We start from the raw sequence: 18430 nt of genomic DNA, 5'->3' as shown, positions 1-18430 counted from the left end.
ATCGAAAAACAGTTTTGATAAGTAGCAAATTATGAAGATAGAATTTTTTTGTCCCCGTTGGGGCTCCGAAACCATTAACTGGAACACATTTTCCAGCAAAGTCAAGTCTGATGGCTTCGATGGCGTAGAGGTGTATCCTTTTGGCGAAAAAACAGAAAAGAAAGAAATGATAAACAGACGGCATATACATTTCCAACGCAGGCATTGGTAGATTTCGAGGGGAAAAATTACGTGTTTGAATCGCTGGGTAATAACAAATTTCAATTGTTAAATGTCGAAGTAGGCGAGAGCGGCAATGAGTATGTCGAAGTCAAAAACTATTCGGATTTTATAAATAAAAGCATTGTCAGCAAAGGAGCATATGCACTGTTGATGGCGCTGAAAAATAAAGTTGAGTAACCCAAATTTAAAATGGATGCAAATAGTCTGATGGAGATGGTTTGTAAGAACTGGCTCCGTTGTTCGATAGCCTCCGTAGGAAGATGTCGAACTGCAGATAAGCCAGGTTTGCAATCCTGATAATGAATCTAGAGCGAATTGCAAATCCGCAGTAGCAGCTATTCTGGATGACCCTTCGGAACATCCAGAATAGCTTTATTTGGCTTGCCAATCTGAGTAAAACGAAGAGTCTCTTAGCTAAGCGATATAGCTGATAATAGGAGTAGGGATGGATATTGCAAATCCGCTTTATCAGACATTCTGGAGGACTCTTCGGAAGATCTAGAATAGCGTGAGAACTTGATATTCTTACATATTTTACATTAAAAATAATTAAAATGAGATAATTTCTCAAATTATTTCATTTTTTTAAAATTTTCTGTTTATATTTGAGAATAATTCTCAAATAAATAAGATGCTAATAGAATTTTCAGTTGGTAATTTTTTATCTTTTAAAAGCAAGGCTACTCTTAGCATGGTTGCTACGCCAATAAAAGAGCATAGTGATGCAAATATCTTCGCAACGGATCGTTTCAACCTATTAAAAGGTGCGGTGATCTATGGGGCGAATGCAAGTGGGAAAAGCAATATCGTGAGGGCGATGTCTACTATGCGTCGGCTTGTGCTGTTATCTTTCGAGCAGTCTTCCGCGGATGAACTGGATATTGTTCCGTTTTTGCTAAACACAGAAACAGAAGCCAAACCTTCGTTTTTTGAAGCGGTTTTTGTGATCGGTGGTATTCGTTATCGGTATGGTTTCGAGGTTGACAACCACGGCGTACATGCGGAATGGCTTTTTGAAGCTCTGAAAAATACGGAGAAGGCTCTTTTTCTTCGTGAAGGGGAGGGCATCGAAGTGATGAAAGGCTTTACTGAAGGTAAGAATTTGGAGGAGCGCACCAGGAATAATGCTTTATTTCTTGCTGTTGCGGATCAGTTCAATGGGAAGATTGCACAGAAGGTCATGAAATGGTTCAACAACTTTATAAGTATTTCGGGTCTGAGTCATGAAGGTTACAAGGCTGTTACGTTCGATATGCTGAATAATAAAGATACACGTAGCACGCTGTTTGACTTTTACAGAAAGCTGGATTTAGGTTTTGACGAGCTAAGAATCTCCAAAAATGAGTTTGATCCTAAGGAGCTACCTAGCGGATTGCCAGATGTGATGGTCAAGCAGTTGCTGACCGATCTTGAAGGATCTTTCCGTATCGATATAAAGACGATACACACGAAGTACAACGAAAACAACCAGCCGGTAGATCCTGTAGAATTTGATATGCGCGGTCAGGAATCATCTGGAACGAATAAGTTGTTCAATATTTCGGGTCCAATATTCGATGTGCTAAATGACGGTGGCTTGCTGGTGGTGGACGAACTGGATGCAAGTTTGCATCCGTTGATGACCTTAGCCATTACGAAGCTTTTCAATTCCAATGAATTTAACAGGAATAATGCACAGTTAATTTTTGCTACCCACGATACCAACCTGCTGTGCTATGGGGATTACAGAAGGGATCAGATTTATTTTGTTGAGAAAGATCGGTATGGAGCGTCTTCAATTTATTCTTTGGTGGAGTATAAAGAAGACGGGAAGACCGTTCGCAAAGACCGTTCTTTCGAGAAAGATTATATAGAGGGACGCTATGGTGCCATTCCATTTATTGGCAACTTTTCTAATATCGCTGTGGAATGGCAAGAAAGGTAAAATTCTCTGACGCAAAGAGGGAGAAATTCTCGCGGATCGACCAACGGCGGAAAAGAGATACTCGCAACATGCGTCAGTACTTTCTGATCGTTTGTGAGGGTGCAGAAACAGAGCCTAATTACTTTGAGGGTCTTAAAGATGATCTTCCCAAAGGGACGCTTACGACACATCAAATTGAGGTGCAAGGCACAGGACGCAATACACAGTCTTTGTTGGATGAAGCTATGCGATTGAGGGCTTGGATGCAAAAATATTCCACACGGAAAGTTGATCGGTTATGGATTGTTTTTGATAAGGACAGTTTCACGGCGCAGGATTTCAATGGAGCTATCCAGCGCTGCCATAATGAAGGAATCGGTTGTGCATGGAGTAATGAGGCATTTGAGCTATGGTATCTGCTACATTTCGATTATTTCGAAAATGGGATGGGGCGTGATGTATATAAAAAGATGATCGAAGATCGCCTGAAGTCAAGTTTGGGCAACAGTTTTCGGTATAGAAAGAATAGCCCAAACATGTATGCTATTCTTAGGAAGTTTGGAAGCTTAGAAGTGGCGATCCGCAATGCAAAACGATTGGCGAAAAAATATGAAGGGGACCGGGATTATTCAAGCCAAAATCCATGCACGATGGTGTTCGCACTGATCGAAGAATTAATAAATTTAGACTCATAATACCAATGGATACAGTTCACCAAAAGACGTTTAAGATATTGTCAATTGATGGAGGCGGTATCAAGGGACTTTACTCGGCGTCAATTTTAGAACAATTCGAAAAGAAGTTTGAGTGCCTTACCAGCGATCATTTCGACATGATATGTGGCACCTCCACCGGGGGGGCTGATTGCCCTAGCCTTATCGCTAAAAATTCCAGCAAAAGATATCGCAGCGTTCTATATCAGAAATGGTCCGCTTATATTTCCGGAGCGCAATCGGTTGATGTCATTTATAAGACAGACCCTATTTTGTGGAAAGTTCAGTGATAAAGGATTGCGGGAGGCCCTAGAAAGTATCTTTGGCGATAAGATCATTAGGAACTCGAACAATCTGCTGTGTATACCGAGCTATTCGATCACAGAACACAAACCGTATGTGTTCAAATACGACCATACGAATTTGGAGCGTGATAACACCAGCAAGATGGTGGAAATTGCGCTTGCTACATCTGCCGCGCCGACGTATTTTCCATTGGCGAACCTGCCGAGCTACAATAATACGCAGTTTATCGATGGGGGAGTATGGGCGAATAACCCGGCTTTGGTGGGTATACTAGAAGCATTGGATTACTTCGTCGGTGAAGACCCAAAACCATATAAAGCGATTAATATTTTGTCTTTGAGTAGCTTGTCGGCTAATGCGGGAAACCGTCCGAATCTCAAGCGGCATCGCGCGTTTGTTGATTGGCGTGACGAGCTATTCGAAACCTCAATGAACGGGCAAAGTTTTTTTACAGATTTTTTTCTGAAGAAAATCTCGAAATTTTCAGAAACTGATATCATTTACAACCGTATTCCGAGTTGTCCGATGTCAAAAAATCAGGAAAAGATCATCAAAACTGGATAAAGCTACGGAAGATGCCTTCAGCTTGATGAAGCAATTGGCATCGAACCAAGCATTGGAATGGGAAAAACCGAAGTTATACGCGAATTATTTACTACACCAAAAACATATAAACCAAATTATGGCAAACTGTAACGAACTATTTTCACTTTACAACAGTGCGATTAAATTAAGCGAGGAGCGAAGAACCATTTTACGCGCTGTACGCAATAGTTTACGAAAAAAGATTGAGCGGAAATTTAACGAATTAATTTTTGACGAAACTTTGGAATTCCATAGTCAGGGATCGTACGTGATGGATACGATCATCACACCAAAGGATGATGATTATGATTTGGATTACGGGGTTTATTTTCTTGGGGATAAATCCAAGGAGGACAGGCCTGATGCGAAGGAATTTCATGATGCAATCTTGTTCGCGGTCGGTGAGGATGAAAGCTACGCGGATGTGACGGACAAAGATACGTGTGTGCGGGTACGTTACGACAAAGAGAAATTCCACATTGATCTTCCAATCTACTATGCGGATTCACCTACGAATCCAAATTTAGCGCATTTATCCAAGGACTGGCCGTTGAGCAATCCCGTTGAATTCATAGCGTGGTTTGAGGAGAAAGTTGCATCTGGTTTTCAAAAAGCATTTCTTTATGAAAGAAGGATGTTCAGTGAATATAAGCAATGGCAGTCAGATATACGTAAGGAGGATGCACAGTTGCGAAGGATCGTTCGCTATTTGAAGGGGTGGTCAGATGAGCTAAGGGGTGAGGTCCACACATCTGGATCGATATACCGACCTTTTAAACCGTATTCAACTGTTGGTTGCTACTGCTGAACACGATTTCATCAACAGTCAAACCATTATGATTTTTCTTTTCTTTAGTCTTGATGAATGCTGCTATCTGCTGCATTCCGTGTGCTGCAACGAGGCTGTCATCTCTGTTCATGATGACAGCAAAAAGGTCTTCCTGATGAACTTAAAAGTTTTTTTTCGAAGGAATAATCGTGATAGTTGCTTTTTCGCTCATTATACTACTGCTTTCAATGCCAATCATAGAAGCAAGTGCAAAAAAGTATATACTTATAGTATCTATGAGAATAATTGTTAAAATGTGATGATTTTTTTATGCTTTTTTAATATTACCAAAATCTGGCCGTTGGCAATGCATAAAAAGCCGTGTCCTTTTCTTTTTGCCACGGTGCCTGATGAAATTGCCAGCACTTTTCTACCATGTCAAATCTTTTTCCCATATCCATTTCTCCCCACTGGTAACCTGTCTTGTATTCTTTTCCATTAGCTGTTATCGTTCCGAATATTGAGGGATAAGAAAAACCGGATACGCCATTGGTATATTGAATGGCTTTGTCAAACTTCAACCTCGTTCCTGCCGGAAATCTGGTTATCTCCAATAAATCGCCAATCTCTTTTTGTTCTTCTATATATTGCCATTTCGGATGGTTGCTATCCAGTAGCAAGTAAGGATAGCTGCTGTTATGGTGAATTTCTACCTTATCCTTAAATAAGACTGTTTCCTTGTTCAGAGCTACGGTTTTTCCCACCCATTCTTTAAAAGGTTCGTATCTGTTGATGTTGGTAGATTTTGTCTTCACCGTTGCGAAAATTATAAAACCTAAAAGCACGATACAACCTATAATAATTAAAGCAATGATACCCATTGTTTTTTTCGCAGACATCTTACTTCTTCTCTGATATATATACTTCCGTCAATCCATCGGCAGATTTAAAGCGGATATTATACCCGGTTTGTTCCGACAATTGCAATGCGGGTAAGGTTTCTGTTTCGTAATCGCTGCTGTTCAGTTGTTCTTTAGGTTTGCTGGTTTTGCTCATCTCCATGCTTTTGGAAAGATAAAAATCTGATCCCTCCACTTTTACAATTTTGAACCAACCAAAACCTATCTCGGCGCCAATGGGCGTTCTTTTTTCTTTATACTTTTCATAATGCCCAAAGAAAATATCGCCGACCACTGGAGCTTTTTCCATAGCTGTGTAGATTGCAGACTTAGGTACTGGCGGCTTTACTTCCTGATAAACGATCAATCCCATCGTAGCGATCATCAATGCTACGAAAATCCATCCTACAACGGTCAGCTTAAAGATAAAAGGAGGCTGAGGTGCTTCAGCAGCCTTTTGACTCGCAAATGCTTTCATTTCCGGTATCCAGAATCTTCTTGGAATTTTCTTTTGCGTCACTTCATCCCAGAATTCACCATAGGCTTTTTTGGAATATACGGTAAAAAGTGCCGTTTTTGACTGTGTACGGTAGATACCCAATACCATTGGGTTGGATGGATTTTTAGGATTATGCAGACCATCGTTACTATGGACTGCATGTTCTATTTTATTGATTACAAAAAACATATTTCTTCTTTTTATTGTTCTAAAATTTCAAATACAAGTGTGCATCCCTCTACTGAAATAAGATCATTACCTTCTTTTTCATCCAACGGAACCAAATAGAGTTTCTGTTCAGTCTTATTGAAATGATAACGATAATAATAGCGGTCTTCCATTTTAAAAATCGCAAATGAAGGATGTTGTCCGTCATCCATCTTGATGGACAACACTCTTTTATTTTCGTTGATGTCAAATGCGCCTTTCTTTTCTCCTTTGATAAAAACATGGTCTTGAAAAAACGCTATGGTGTCATTACGGTCAATGTTCTTATATTTGCGCTCCATTGGATAGAATTCCTGCTTAAGTTTCCAACTGTAATCAGTGAACTTTTTAGGATTGGAACTTGCTGAATGCTGAGTCATTTCATCCTCCATCTGATAGAGCAAAGGCCATACATCCTGAGGAATCAACTGATCTCCGGGGTCAAGCCAATACACCCGATATGCGTGCATATTCTTTTTTATAAATGTCTGCTCAGGTACATGCTCACCAAAATAGATAAACTGATAATCTTTGCCATCACTTTTTCGGATGGTCATTTCATAGTAATCGGTTTCCAAAAAGTCTTTCAAGATAAAAGCTTGTTTCCTTGCTGGACCGAGGAATACATCAAGTGATGTGAAATTGTATGAGGGATTATCATTATCGAGATTTCGGAAAGTCTGCGGTGTTCCGTTTTCTAGCACAAATGTCCTGATCTTTTGAAACAGCGAAGGAAGGAAAATAGACGATGCATCCGTATAGTTGTATTGCTGCACTTTCTTTTCTACATGACTGACAATGGCATCTAGACCGCTCCTTGTTCCTTCAAAATAGTTGTCATCCTTAAATTTCGGTATAAAATATTTTTCAATGATTTTTTTTGTAGCTTCATCGCTCATGATTTTCTCTATACCGTAGCCATTTTCTATACGCATTAGGCGGAATTGTTTGGAAATCGCGATAACTATCCCATTGTTTTTTCCGTATTCCCCTGGGGCATATCCTGTCAAATTATTAAATACATATTGATCAAAATGGTCTTTGTCGGTATGGCGTTCATCAATAGTTATGATGGCTATTTCGGCAATTCCTTTCTGCCAGAGGTCATTTACAATACTGTCTAACTGCTGTATCTCTTTATCGGAAAAAATCCTTTCATAATCAATGACGCGTTCTTTTTTGACAACAAACTGATTCTTGTTAGGATTGGTCTGTCCAACCACCAGCGTTGACAAAAAACAACACACTATTATATAGAGCAGATTACGCATCTAATATTTTTTTAATTTAGTATGTGATAAATCATATCATGATTCGTAGTTAATTTGCTGTCCAATTGCATCATTTTATAAATTCTTAGGTACAACGTACATGGAGTGTAATTCCATTGGCTGGGAAGTATTTGTGAGGTATTTGATTTCCTTTCCATCTTCCCAAACTAGGTATGTCATTGCACCATTCTGATCTTCCTGTCCCAGCACATACACCTTGCCGTCCACAACCTGTGAGGAGAAAGCATAGGAATGTCCGCTGTTTGAGTGCTGGATAGGAAGTGGCTCATTGTTCTTGAAAACCCTGGGCGCATATTTACTTCCTACTTGTTCATAGCCTGTGGCATAGACGTTGCCATTGCTAACACTAACGTTTAGACCTCGTATTACAGATGTTCCCGATATCAGGTTGGTAGGCACACCGTTCTTCCACAACTTCAAGCTACGATCACCGAGCGCATCTGCGTAACCCACCACATAAACGTCTGTTCCATCTACATGGATACTTTTTGCATAAGTCGTTGATGAGCTTTCTGAAAGCACGGTCGGTACTCCGTTTTTCCAGTATTTTGACACGATACCTCCCTGCGTATTCTCGTGACCCACTACGTAAATTGCGCTACCGGAAACAAATATGTCTTCCAAGCGGGTGTGGATAGAAGTGCTCCCAATATTCATCATCACTCCATTTTTCCATACGATAGCCCTGCTTGTTGCATTCACGGATTCTGGCACGTAAAAACCTGCTACATAAACATCATTTCCAGAAATGAAAAGTGCATTTGCACTAACACTTTTTGAAGGAGGTGCGTTCAGCACCTGAGCTTGGCCGTTTTTCCACAGTAGTGCGTTCGTGTATCTGTACGAAGTTCCTTCTTTTTCCAATGCAGAACCTGCTACATAAACATCATCACCTGAAACCTGAATGTCATTGGCAACAGTAGCCACTCCTGCTGTATACGGAAGTTCTATTACCAGTTTGTTTTTCAAGTAGAGAGCCTGAAGCCTATCTTGATGCATGCGCGTCCCGGCCGCATATACATAAACCGATAGCGGATCTTCCTCTGTATGATGTTCATCATCTTTGTAGCAAGAAATGAAAAACGTCAGTAACATCGGTACTAAGAAAAAAAATCTTTTCATATCTATAATCACTTAGTTATCAATTAAATTTATCTTCAAATAACTTTCCGATTACCGGCACTGGCTTTTTAACCTCGTTGACTGCTGGTATTGCACCCAACGCCATCATTATCAGAAAAACAATGATATGTATGGCAAATGTAAGTGATGGCACGATCGGTACTAGTATTCCTGCACAAAGGTTAAAAACAATAGCAGTGATGAATAGCCCCAAACCTTGTTTTAAATGATATTTGCTGAGGTCCTTTCGTTGGTCTTTTCCTACAAAAAAAGAAATAAGCAACAAAATGCCAAGATACCTTAAAATAGATTGTACTTTCGGTGTCATAATTTTTTAATTTAATCTTAAACAAAAATCGGAAGATTCTTAAGAATTAATGATCTGGTTAACCGAACAAACCATCTACAACTTTTTAAAATGTATATACAAAGTATCTACGTGTGTTTTAATTAGCTAATTTTCAATAAATTGAAAATAAAGTCATCAAGAAGTTTAACGGTATCTCGTTCGAATGTCTTTCGTTTTTTTTATTACTTTGTAGGAGTATGTATATAGAAATTGTATGAGGTTTAGATATGTTTTTTGTTTAATAGTTGCTTTTCTAGCATGTGTAGAGCTTAGTGCCCAGCACATTCATTCCGATACGCAAAAAATTCTGGATGAACTGGATCGGCTTCAATTGCAAAACCAGCAAAAAGAATCTATTAAGATTTTGGATGCCGGCATTGAGTCCACCAGTTCGCCTGCTGATTTAGCCTATCTGTATGCTTATCAAAGCAGTATATATACTTCGATGGATAGTCTTCTACTTTCTAAGAAACTCATTGACTTAAGTTTGGAAAATGCAGAGAAGTCGAAGAAAAAAACATCTTTAGCGGTGGCCTATAGGGCTAGAGCATTCCTGAATAATGCACTTAATCTGCCGGATGCGGTTGTAAAAGATGCCCTTTATGGCCTAAAACAGGTGGAAAATAATGAGGAGGATCTTTCTACCAAATACCACCTAAACTATTTGCTGTACGGAGCTTACAGCAAATGGGACGTTAGTGAAAAGATGGAACACTATATACATCAGGCTCGTTACTGTGCTATTGAAGCAAACAACATCAATTTACAAACGAATGTAAACAACGGTATTTCAAGTATGTATCTGACAAGATACAAAAGAAGTAAAGAGCGAAATCTTTTGGACAGCAGTTATCATTATCTGAATAAGTCTTTTAATTTATTGGAAAAGCAACCGGATAAAATAAGTGTTAATACATATGTGATTACATGTATTAACCTGGCAAATTATTTTTTGGAGCATTCGGTTGAAGCATTGCCGTATAGAGAGCAGAAAGCATTTGATTACCTCAAACTTGCAGAACAAAAACTAGATAATAGCGAAGCTTTTGCTGATAAATGGGGTAATATATTTGGTATTAAAAGTGGATTTGCAAAGCAAAAAGAAGATTTGGGACTTGCGGAAAAATATCTTTTACAAGGGCTTAGTAGAATAATGAGTTCCAGCGGAAATCATTTTAGGTTAGAGTATGCCATTAATCAGGATTTAGCTGATATTGCCTTAAGAAAACAAGATTTTAAGTCGGCATTGACTTATCAGCAACGCGCAGAAGATTTATTAATAAAATCGTTTAACGAACAACAGCTTTACAACGCACAGAAGTTAGAGGTGCAGTATGAAACCGAAAAAAAGGACCGTGAGCTTGAACTTCTAACCGAACGTGAAAATTTCAGGAAACGAAAAAATTACCTCTACGGAGGAATTGCTATTGCGCTGTTGTTCGGACTCCTATGTATGTTCGTATCTTATCACTTCCGACTACGATATTCCATAGAGCGTGAAAAACAATTGGCTCAGGAAAAAGAAGATCAGGCACAGCAGGCTGCTATGCAACTTAAATTGGAAAAAGAAGAACAAGCGAGGTTGAAAGCTGAACAGGAAGTGCTGGATTTAAGACGGCAACAGTTGGAAAAAGAAGCCTTGGCAAATTCACTAATCATAGATAGAAAAAATGACACGCTTAAACAGATTCAGGATAAAATAGATAGTGGCGAAGCCAAACATATACAGAAACTGATTAAGGAAGAAATGCTTCTGCAGACGGATTATGAAGATATCAAAATGCAGATACACAAATTACATCCCGATTTCTTTAACCGGTTAAACGAAAAAGCAATTCAGAAACTAACCCCCCTTGATCTGAAATACTGCACCTATATCTACCTTAAAATGACTACCAAGCAGATTGCACAGGCTTTGCATGTCGAACCGCAGAGTGTCCGTATGTTCAAATACCGGCTGAAACAGAAGTTTGGTTTAGGGAAAGAGGATGATTTGGAGGGTTTTTTGGAGAGGTAGGCTTCTGTTTATTCATTTAGTTTAACAACTTGATGCAATTTGCCGCTATGAAAACAATTAACGTGAAAGTTGGTGATGGCTGTTCCTCCTTTTAGAGCGAAACGCTTTTCACTATCTAATAGTGGTAAGAAGATTTATACCTCCGCAAATAACTATCAATCAAATTGTTGAAAATACTTTTGAAGAACCGCTCAGCTTTTTGCTCACATATTGTTTGCTCGGTGATTGCAACAAACATAACGGTCTAAACTAACAAAAGGAAACAATTATTTTTTAAGAATCGTGTAATAGTAAAGATTCCATGCATCGGAATTAGCTTCAACAATATCTAACAAGCCATCATTGTTTAAATCCCCAATTTCCACATGATAAGTATCGTCCTTTAAATCCTCTCGAAGATTTCGTATTTCGAAAGTGCCATGTACCTTTCCGATGAAAACTCGATTTACAGATTCAACATTGCCTTCAATGATATCCATAATACCATCTTGGTTCAAATCACCCACTGCAATTGAACTTGTTGTTGTCGAATCTCCAAACTCATCAAAATTATCGTATTTCAAGTTTTTATCTCCATAATAGATTCGGTTTGCAACACCTAAATAACCTACTATCACATCCGAAAAACCATCTTTGTTAATATCGGCAACAGCTATGGAACGGCATTCTATTTCTTCATCACCAAAGCTTTCAACATTATTAAAAATTTGCTGACCATTATTTATAAAGATTTTATTCTTACCACCTCGTTCCGCTGTAACCAAATCAACATATCCATCCATGTTAAAGTCTACGACAACAGTCTGTATAGTCTCTGATTCTTCATCTCCAAAATAAACACATTCAGTAAATGAAGCTTCCCCGTCATTTATCCATATTTCATTTTGAGCTTTCCTATTCGATACAACTAAATCAAGATGACCATCTTTGTTAATATCAATTATTTCTACATGCCTCGATGGAGATGCCTTTCCAAATTCGTGATACCTTTCAAATGACATTGTGGAATCCCCGAAATAAATTCTATTTGGAGTCTTATCGTTTACTAAGACAATATCCAAATACCCGTCACCGTTCAAATCTCCTGCTTTTATGCAATACGATGCTTGAAGCAATCTACCTAATGGTCGCCCAGATTTAAAATTACCGCTCCCGTCGTTAAAAAAGACATAGCTCTGTTCCGCCCAATGCCTCCCATTTGCAACCAATGCATCAAGGTCGCCATCATTGTCAATGTCTGCTAACGTAACCCATGCTGTTCTATTTGATTGCGTACCGATGGATAATGCTCCATCGCCATTCACGAAATCAATCTTTTGACAAAAACCACAATAATATGTAAGGATTAAAATATTCAGTAAGAGTAACTTTTTCATATTTATACAAAATTAGTTCCCAAACTTACTGAAAAAAGTATTTTTATATGTATACTAATCAAACAAGAGCGAAAAGTACCAAAATAAAAGTATTCAATAAATTGATATGCAGTTGATTAAGTGCTAATCTCTGAGTAAAACTAAGGTATCAAAATCATTCGCCGAATAGCTCATATTGATTGATATTGTATGGAGTTTATTAATTTGGAAAAAACAAAAATCCCAACAAATCCGTTCAATTTGCGGGTTTTTGATTTTACTTCATGTAAGGTTGTCGGTGTGGGAGTACTCGTTCTAAAAGTTGTACTTGTTTATAGTAAACACTGTCTATCTTCATTATTTTAATTTTCGAACTTTTTAGGAGCGGTTATCAAATAATCTTTGTCTAATTCAACTCCTTTTTCAATCACTCTTTTACGAGAATCTATATCTATTCTTTCTATATTAAGTTTAATAAACCATACATAATTATGACGCTAAGCAAACTATAGAAATAAACGATTAACCTTGATATTGGAGCACATTTCCAGCAATGGCTGTAGTACTCTTAGGGACTATGTAGTCATACCCTGGATGAGTTGATCTGCGTGTTCAAAAGATATGGCATGGAAAGCCATGAAGTAAAATGATATGCAGAGATAGTTCCCTCAAAATTTTGATTTTGTCGTTTTTTCCAAAGTTTAAAGTGCAATAATGTTTTATTTTTACAAAAAAAACTACGAGAATATGACAGCCCTTAATTCGCAAAAATTAAAACATGAGCAAATACAATACATTGAATTTCTCTCAAAGAATCTTGTCCAAGCCAAAAACTTTTATACAAATTGTTTTGGCTGGAAGTTTACAGATTACGGCGCACAGTACACTGCATTTGCGGGCGACTATGTCGATGGTGGATTTGCATACGGGGAACCAATCAACGGCAGCATTTTAATCATTCTATACTCTGTAGATATTGAAGCGACTAAAAGCAAAGTAGTAAATGCGGGAGGGACGATTGTAAAAGATGTATTTAGTTTTCCAGGAGGCAAACGTTTTCAATTCACAGATTTAGACGGCTATGAACTCGCAGTTTGGACCGAATAGAATGGCGATATCCACAAAATGATTATGTAAACTTGCCCCCAGATAAATTATTTCCTTTTTGTCTTCCCGATTTCAAACTGGAAACAGCTTATTGCTTTTTCATTCAATACGATATATGCATCGAATTTCTTTCCAGCCTTGCTTTTCATTCCGCGGATAAGCGAGGTTTTTCCTTTGTGGACAAGGTTTTCAATATCGCCTATGCTGATGTGTACGCCACATACATTCCTAAACTGTACCCAATGGCAAGCCTCATCAGGGCATTTCACAACCTTATCACGGATCAGAAGTTGTTTATGTTTGCATTTCGGACAAGTCAATATGGGGAGCTTGTCTGGTAGACTTGAAAGTTGCAACAGTTCTTTGGTAATAGTGGAAGCATATTGCTCCATATCCTGTTGGAATGCAGCTGCGTCGCCTTCATTATTTTCGATTTTCTGCAAGGCCAATTCCCACTCCGCAGTCATGGCTACATCGGCAATTTTTTGATCCTTCACCAATCCATAGACTTGCAAGCCCTTTTCGGTGGGTACCAAAGATTTCTTTTCCCGTTGGACATAATTCCTGCTAAAAAGGGTTTCGATAATCGAAGCTCTGGTAGCAGGCGTTCCAATGCCGATATGCTGTAATGCCTTACGCTCGTCCATATTTTCGATTTCTTTCCCCGCACGTTCCATAGCCGACAAAAGCCCGGCTTCGGTATAAAGTGCTGGTGGACTGCTTTTCTTTTCCATGACTGTAGCTTCCTTGATTTTTAGCTCATTGCCAGTTCTTAATTCGGGCAGATCCTGCACAAGTTCGGTGTCATCATCCGAAAAGTTGCCTTTAACCGAACGCCAACCTGCCTCTATAATCCTGCAACCTTTTGCGGTAAAATCGTGATGCAATACTTGTAAGCTGATATCGGTTATTTCTTTTACGCAGGCCTGCGATAGGGCTTCAAGCAGACGAAAGGCAATTAGGTCATAAACCGAGTTTTCTTTAGCCGCCAGTGAGGATGGAATTTTTTCGGTCACCAATAGGCCGTGATGGTCGGTAACGCGCAAATCGTTTACAATACGCTTAGTATAACGATTCCACTTTAGCAGCGAGATGGCTGGCTTGCAGGATTGCCTGTCCTGCAACGCACTGACGAGTTTCGGTACCTCTGCCCACACATCTTCAGGAATGTATTTGCTTCCCGTACGTGGGTAGCTGATAAATTTTTTCTCATAAAGACTTTGGGCGATTTGTAGGGTTTCCTCCGCGCTAAGGCTCAGCCTTTTGTTGGCTTCTTTTTGTAAGCCTGTTAAATCAAACAACAAGGGGGGCTGCTCTGTGATAACTTTTGTTTCTACGGAGGTAACAAACGCTAGACTTGTATTCCTTTGGATAGATTTTAAGCTGTCTTCGGCAAGTTTCTGGCTTTCCCATTTGGTTCTGGAGAGACTTTTAAAGCCCACAAATTCTTTCTCGTGCGATAATTGCACCTGCCAATATTTTTTAACGGCAAAATCGCGATGCTCCAAGTAACGTTTGCAAATCAATGCCAAGGTGGGCGTTTGTACGCGTCCCAAAGAATAAATGCCATTCCCAATTGCGATGCATAGTGCTTGTGTCGCATTAATTCCTACAAGCCAGTCAGCACGGCTCCGCCCTTGGGCTGCTCGATACAATCCCTCAAAGACTGTCCCTTCACGAAGATGGGAAAAGCCTTGCTTAATGGCTTTTTCGGTCAGCGAACTTATCCAAAGACGTTCAAAAGGCTTTCTGCAGTTCAGGTAGGCATAGATGTATCGAAAGATCAATTCTCCTTCACGACCAGCATCGGTAGCGACAACAATGCTGTCGCTACCGCTAAAAAGCTGTTCGATAATTTTTAGTTGTTTTAATGCCACTGGATCGGCCGCATATCCTTTGTCGGTTTTGACCTTTCGCACAGTCAGTAGATAAGGCTGTGGCAATATGGGCAAATTTGCTTGATCAAATTCACCAATACCGTAATCTTCAGGCATCGCTAATCCGATCAGGTGGCCGAATGCCCAAGTAACGAAATAACCGTTGCCCGTCATATACCCGTCCTTTTTCTCAGAGGCTCCTACAAGTCGGGCAATTTCTCGTGCTACACTTGGCTTTTCTGCTAGAATTGTTTTCATGTGAATGAATGAAGTATTGTTGTTGCCATAGAATGCCTGAAAGCACCTCAAATATGATTACATTTTTCTGCCCTTGGATTTTGCAGGGCTTGCCGCTTTCTCCTGCAGTTCCTGCTGCTTTTTGTTTTTCGGGGCTTGTTGCTCTTTCTTCAAAGGCTCACCGATGTTTTTTGTTGCTTCGTTCGTCTTGCCCTCAGAATTAACGGCAGTTTGCGTTTTATGGGCATAAGTAGGCTGGACTCTTTCCTTGTACTGATTGGGGAATTCAAAAGTCGCCTTGCCGGTTTCTTGATTGAACGTGACATAACCTTGATAGGATTGCCCTTTTTTGTCTATCAATCCATCAAGGTAAATGGTTTGCCTAGCTTTGAAATCCTTTTATTGGGCATCGCTCAATTCTTTGCCTCGGAATGTTTTTGGTGCTTCTTGCAAGGTAGCGGCCCCGTCTTTCTGAACAGTCTGATTGCTTTGCGTCTGTTGGTTTTGTGTGCCTCTATCAAATAGAAATTCGACATAGCGCTTGTCTGCATTGAACTGTACCGTTGCAGAAAATTCTGTCCCTTTCTTAGAAATCATTCCCTCTAGTTCTAGCGGCTTGCCTTCCATTAAAGTCTGCTTCTGGGCATCGCTTAATTTCACCCCTTTTATTTCATCGGGAATCTTAATAAACTCAGTTTTTAAAGCAATCAATTCGTTCGTTAACCGATCAACGCTGACAATAGAGGGAATCGATTCTCCTGTTTTAGGATTAGTGAGATTGACCACACGCCCAAGATTGCCCGTTTCTAACAAGTTTTTCTTGTCTTCATCCCTAAATTTATGTTCAAAGAATTTAAAATTTAGGTTCAGTTCTTTTCTAATGCCGTGTATGGCCGCGACGATTTTGCCATCGGCGTCCGGCTGTAGAGACAATCGGGCGTCGGTGCGAACAATTGCTCCTCCCAAATTAAGGCTTACAGGAATTAGCTCACTGGTTTTGTAGCCTTTCAATAAAGGCTCTAATACATTTAGTTTCTCTAGACGTTCCTTGCCTAGACCCATACTGCTCATCGCTTCCCAGTCGATCTGTTCTGGTTTGAAGCGGTATTCGCCGCTCTCTGCTGTTACTTGTGCTGTTTCCATTTTATTATGATTTAACGTTATTTTTAATTGTTACCTCGACGGTATAGATTATCGCCTGCCTGAATGGTCTGGAGATTGTCTTTTGCTATACCTAAATCAGTATCGTTTCATTTTCCCTGCGTTCATAAAAGTATCAATGCCCAAATCTAGCAGCGATCGGAATGTCAGCCACCTACTATGCTTTGAAAGGCAGTATTTGTCAGGCATTGGTTTTTATTTTCTTGCCGGAGCAGTAAAACTTTCTCGGATAAATTGATGTACGTCGGAAAACTTGTAATAAATCTTGCCACTAATGGTATAATAGGGAAGCTTTCCGCTAGATCGGTAGCGCTGTAGGGATCGATTGCTTATCTTTAATAATTGAAGCACATCTTGGTTATCCAATAATTCATCTCCGTCTACACTCAGGTGCTGGTTTTTGACCTCAGTGACATGCTCGCGCAACAGATCGAAACGATCCATAATCCGTTCCATCCACGCAATAAATTCCATTCTGTCAATATTCATGTCGAAATTATTTTTGTTTTTTTTTGTCTCTATCGGCAGTTGCCCGCCTCTGTGATTTTCTTTTCGATTAGAACCCACAAGACAAAACTGGGGTTATTTTTACCGCTGTTTTGACAAGCTATGCCAATTGATTAGCAATTTTTTTAATAAATTTTTATGCTTTTTTTGTCTGCAACGGAAGAAGAAAATCGTTTTGGACGATAAGAAAATAGCCTTATCGCTTTAGCCAATTGGCGGATAAGGGTAAGAAATAGTGTGCTGAACCTTCAACAACCGCACAAAAGTACTTTGCCTGCTGCCTTCAGTTACATAACGGAACAATAACGAGCTAACTCGTTTTCGCTAACTTACGGTATTGGTTAGCGGTAATGCCAAACTGTTTTTTATATGCTTTATTGAGTGCGCTTACATCGCTGTATCCATACATATGCGCAATAGCTAATAGATTCATGCTGCTGTTTGCCAGCAATTTAGCAATAACCAATTTTTTTGCAGCGCTTATATATTTACCGGGTGAGGTACTTAAATTTGCTATAAAAAGACGCTCTAGCTTTTTTCGGGACAAAGGGAATTGATTGCAGATTGTAGTAGGCGAAACAGGTCGGCCCTCATCGAGTGCCTGTTGGATGTAAAGCACAATATTATCGAATAGTTTCTTGTCGTAAGAATGCCGATCCTTGCCAGTCAATAGTCCTTTATAGGCGGATAGCAAATCTGGTAATTCGTAGAGCAGATGCCTATTGAAATCTTTTGCACGCATGGGAGGAACCTGAGTAATTCGCTGCAACCGATACAGGAACTTATGGTCCATAGTACAGCTCTCCAGGGATGAAAATACATCCTGTTCGCTAGTACGCATAAATGCTGTTAACTGTGGGAAATCTTGGCTTAATGGATACAAGAGATCGGGCGCAATGCAAATAACAACATAATCGTTTGCTTCGTTCTTGAGCTCCACTTGGTAATCACCGGGACCAGCATAAAGCAACATGCAGCTATTGTTGCGGACGGGGATGACCTTTTTCGGTTTGTTTAAACTGCTATAGGCTATGTGGCCACCTTTAAGCGCAAGGAGGAAATAGCAGGCGTTCTCAACGTTCACAAGGAGCCTGTAATTTTTAACGTTAGATGTGACGTAATGATCTAGCTGAATGGTATGCAGGCTGTAGTGAAAGTGCTGGATTTTCATGCCTGAATTTTCGTAGTTCTTTTCAACGCTGAACGGGAAATGGCTTTGCTGATCAAGGTTTGTCTGCTGACAGGTCGGTTCAAAGAAGTGTAACGAGAAATGCATAAGTATAGCCTAGTTTCTTCTGTTTTG

The 18430-nt window shown here is 39.6% G+C and carries 19 protein-coding genes and 1 pseudogene; 9 read left to right on the top strand and 11 right to left on the bottom strand.

Annotation, left to right across the window (positions count from 1 at the left end):
* The first annotated feature begins 31 nt into the window (after window positions 1-31).
* The 7 genes and pseudogenes from C4F49_RS17745 (at window position 32) to C4F49_RS17725 (ending at window position 4537) form a co-directional block, all read left to right on the top strand.
* On the top strand, window positions 32-211 hold the full coding sequence (locus C4F49_RS17745; protein ID WP_196937165.1) for a hypothetical protein: 180 nt from the start codon (window positions 32-34) through the stop codon (window positions 209-211).
* Between the two features lie 53 nt (window positions 212-264).
* The gene (locus C4F49_RS18120) at window positions 265-399 is read left to right on the top strand and encodes a hypothetical protein (RefSeq protein WP_262894790.1); all 135 of its coding nucleotides are present in this window, start codon (window positions 265-267) and stop codon (window positions 397-399) included.
* Window positions 400-853: 454 nt separating this feature from the next.
* Entirely contained in the window at window positions 854-2146 is a 1293-nt protein-coding gene (locus tag C4F49_RS17740; protein ID WP_196937164.1) for an AAA family ATPase, read from the top strand.
* On the top strand, window positions 2131-2820 hold the full coding sequence (locus C4F49_RS17735) for an RloB family protein (RefSeq protein WP_196937163.1): 690 nt from the start codon (window positions 2131-2133) through the stop codon (window positions 2818-2820). The genes C4F49_RS17740 and C4F49_RS17735 overlap by 16 nt, the downstream gene beginning before the upstream one ends.
* A pseudogene (locus C4F49_RS18195) lies at window positions 2769-2999 on the top strand (patatin-like phospholipase family protein); the annotation flags it as partial. The gene C4F49_RS17735 and the pseudogene C4F49_RS18195, both read left to right, overlap by 52 nt.
* Entirely contained in the window at window positions 2965-3708 is a 744-nt protein-coding gene (locus C4F49_RS17730) for a CBASS cGAMP-activated phospholipase (RefSeq protein ID WP_196937162.1), read from the top strand. The pseudogene C4F49_RS18195 and the gene C4F49_RS17730, both read left to right, overlap by 35 nt.
* 118 nt (window positions 3709-3826) lie before the next feature.
* Window positions 3827-4537 carry a CBASS cGAMP synthase gene (locus C4F49_RS17725; RefSeq protein WP_196937161.1) on the top strand — a complete coding sequence of 237 codons (711 nt, stop codon included), beginning with the start codon at window positions 3827-3829 and terminating at the stop codon, window positions 4535-4537.
* 305 nt (window positions 4538-4842) lie between these two features.
* Here C4F49_RS17725 and C4F49_RS17720 read toward each other — a convergent pair whose 3' ends face one another.
* From C4F49_RS17720 to C4F49_RS17700, 5 genes are all read right to left on the bottom strand, one after another.
* Entirely contained in the window at window positions 4843-5313 is a 471-nt protein-coding gene (locus tag C4F49_RS17720; RefSeq protein ID WP_196937160.1) for a hypothetical protein, read from the bottom strand.
* A gap of 85 nt (window positions 5314-5398) precedes the next feature.
* Window positions 5399-6085, bottom strand: a complete 687-nt coding sequence (locus tag C4F49_RS17715; protein WP_196937159.1) for a hypothetical protein — start codon at window positions 6083-6085, stop codon at window positions 5399-5401.
* Between the two features lie 11 nt (window positions 6086-6096).
* On the bottom strand, window positions 6097-7338 hold the full coding sequence (locus C4F49_RS17710; protein ID WP_196937158.1) for a TPM domain-containing protein: 1242 nt from the start codon (window positions 7336-7338) through the stop codon (window positions 6097-6099).
* Window positions 7339-7449: 111 nt separating this feature from the next.
* On the bottom strand, window positions 7450-8517 hold the full coding sequence (locus tag C4F49_RS17705) for a hypothetical protein (protein WP_196937157.1): 1068 nt from the start codon (window positions 8515-8517) through the stop codon (window positions 7450-7452).
* A 19-nt stretch (window positions 8518-8536) separates the two neighbouring features.
* On the bottom strand, window positions 8537-8845 hold the full coding sequence (locus tag C4F49_RS17700; protein ID WP_196937156.1) for a DUF4870 domain-containing protein: 309 nt from the start codon (window positions 8843-8845) through the stop codon (window positions 8537-8539).
* Between the two features lie 235 nt (window positions 8846-9080).
* On the opposite strand from C4F49_RS17700, the gene C4F49_RS17695 reads away from it, so the two are divergent.
* On the top strand, window positions 9081-10883 hold the full coding sequence (locus tag C4F49_RS17695; RefSeq protein WP_196937155.1) for a hypothetical protein: 1803 nt from the start codon (window positions 9081-9083) through the stop codon (window positions 10881-10883).
* 266 nt (window positions 10884-11149) lie between these two features.
* Here the strand turns inward: C4F49_RS17695 and C4F49_RS17690 are convergent, their stop codons facing one another.
* On the bottom strand, window positions 11150-12259 hold the full coding sequence (locus tag C4F49_RS17690; protein WP_196937154.1) for an FG-GAP repeat domain-containing protein: 1110 nt from the start codon (window positions 12257-12259) through the stop codon (window positions 11150-11152).
* Between the two features lie 726 nt (window positions 12260-12985).
* On the opposite strand from C4F49_RS17690, the gene C4F49_RS17685 reads away from it, so the two are divergent.
* Window positions 12986-13345 (top strand): VOC family protein, encoded by a 360-nt coding sequence (locus C4F49_RS17685; RefSeq protein ID WP_196937153.1) that lies wholly within the window; start codon window positions 12986-12988, stop codon window positions 13343-13345.
* Between the two features lie 47 nt (window positions 13346-13392).
* Here the strand turns inward: C4F49_RS17685 and C4F49_RS17680 are convergent, their stop codons facing one another.
* The 5 genes from C4F49_RS17680 to C4F49_RS17665 all read right to left on the bottom strand — a co-directional run bounded on the left by C4F49_RS17680 (window position 13393) and on the right by C4F49_RS17665 (window position 18211).
* Window positions 13393-15480, bottom strand: a complete 2088-nt coding sequence (locus tag C4F49_RS17680; RefSeq protein ID WP_196937152.1) for a type IA DNA topoisomerase — start codon at window positions 15478-15480, stop codon at window positions 13393-13395.
* Between the two features lie 57 nt (window positions 15481-15537).
* Window positions 15538-15819 (bottom strand): hypothetical protein, encoded by a 282-nt coding sequence (locus C4F49_RS18220; RefSeq protein WP_231388366.1) that lies wholly within the window; start codon window positions 15817-15819, stop codon window positions 15538-15540.
* 39 nt (window positions 15820-15858) lie between these two features.
* Entirely contained in the window at window positions 15859-16602 is a 744-nt protein-coding gene (locus C4F49_RS17675) for a DUF3945 domain-containing protein (RefSeq protein WP_231388365.1), read from the bottom strand.
* A gap of 213 nt (window positions 16603-16815) precedes the next feature.
* A complete protein-coding gene (locus C4F49_RS17670) occupies window positions 16816-17109 on the bottom strand; it encodes a helix-turn-helix domain-containing protein (RefSeq protein ID WP_196937151.1) in 294 nt (97 codons plus the stop codon).
* Between the two features lie 328 nt (window positions 17110-17437).
* Window positions 17438-18211, bottom strand: coding sequence for a helix-turn-helix transcriptional regulator (locus C4F49_RS17665; RefSeq protein WP_196937150.1), 774 nt, complete (start codon window positions 18209-18211; stop codon window positions 17438-17440).
* Window positions 18212-18430 lie beyond the last annotated feature (219 nt).

It is taken from the genome of Sphingobacterium hungaricum, from assembly GCF_015210005.1.
Classification (GTDB): Bacteria; Bacteroidota; Bacteroidia; order Sphingobacteriales; family Sphingobacteriaceae; genus Sphingobacterium; species Sphingobacterium hungaricum.
Note: the sequence above shows the minus strand (reverse complement) of the source record. Positions and strands in the feature narration are given on the sequence as shown.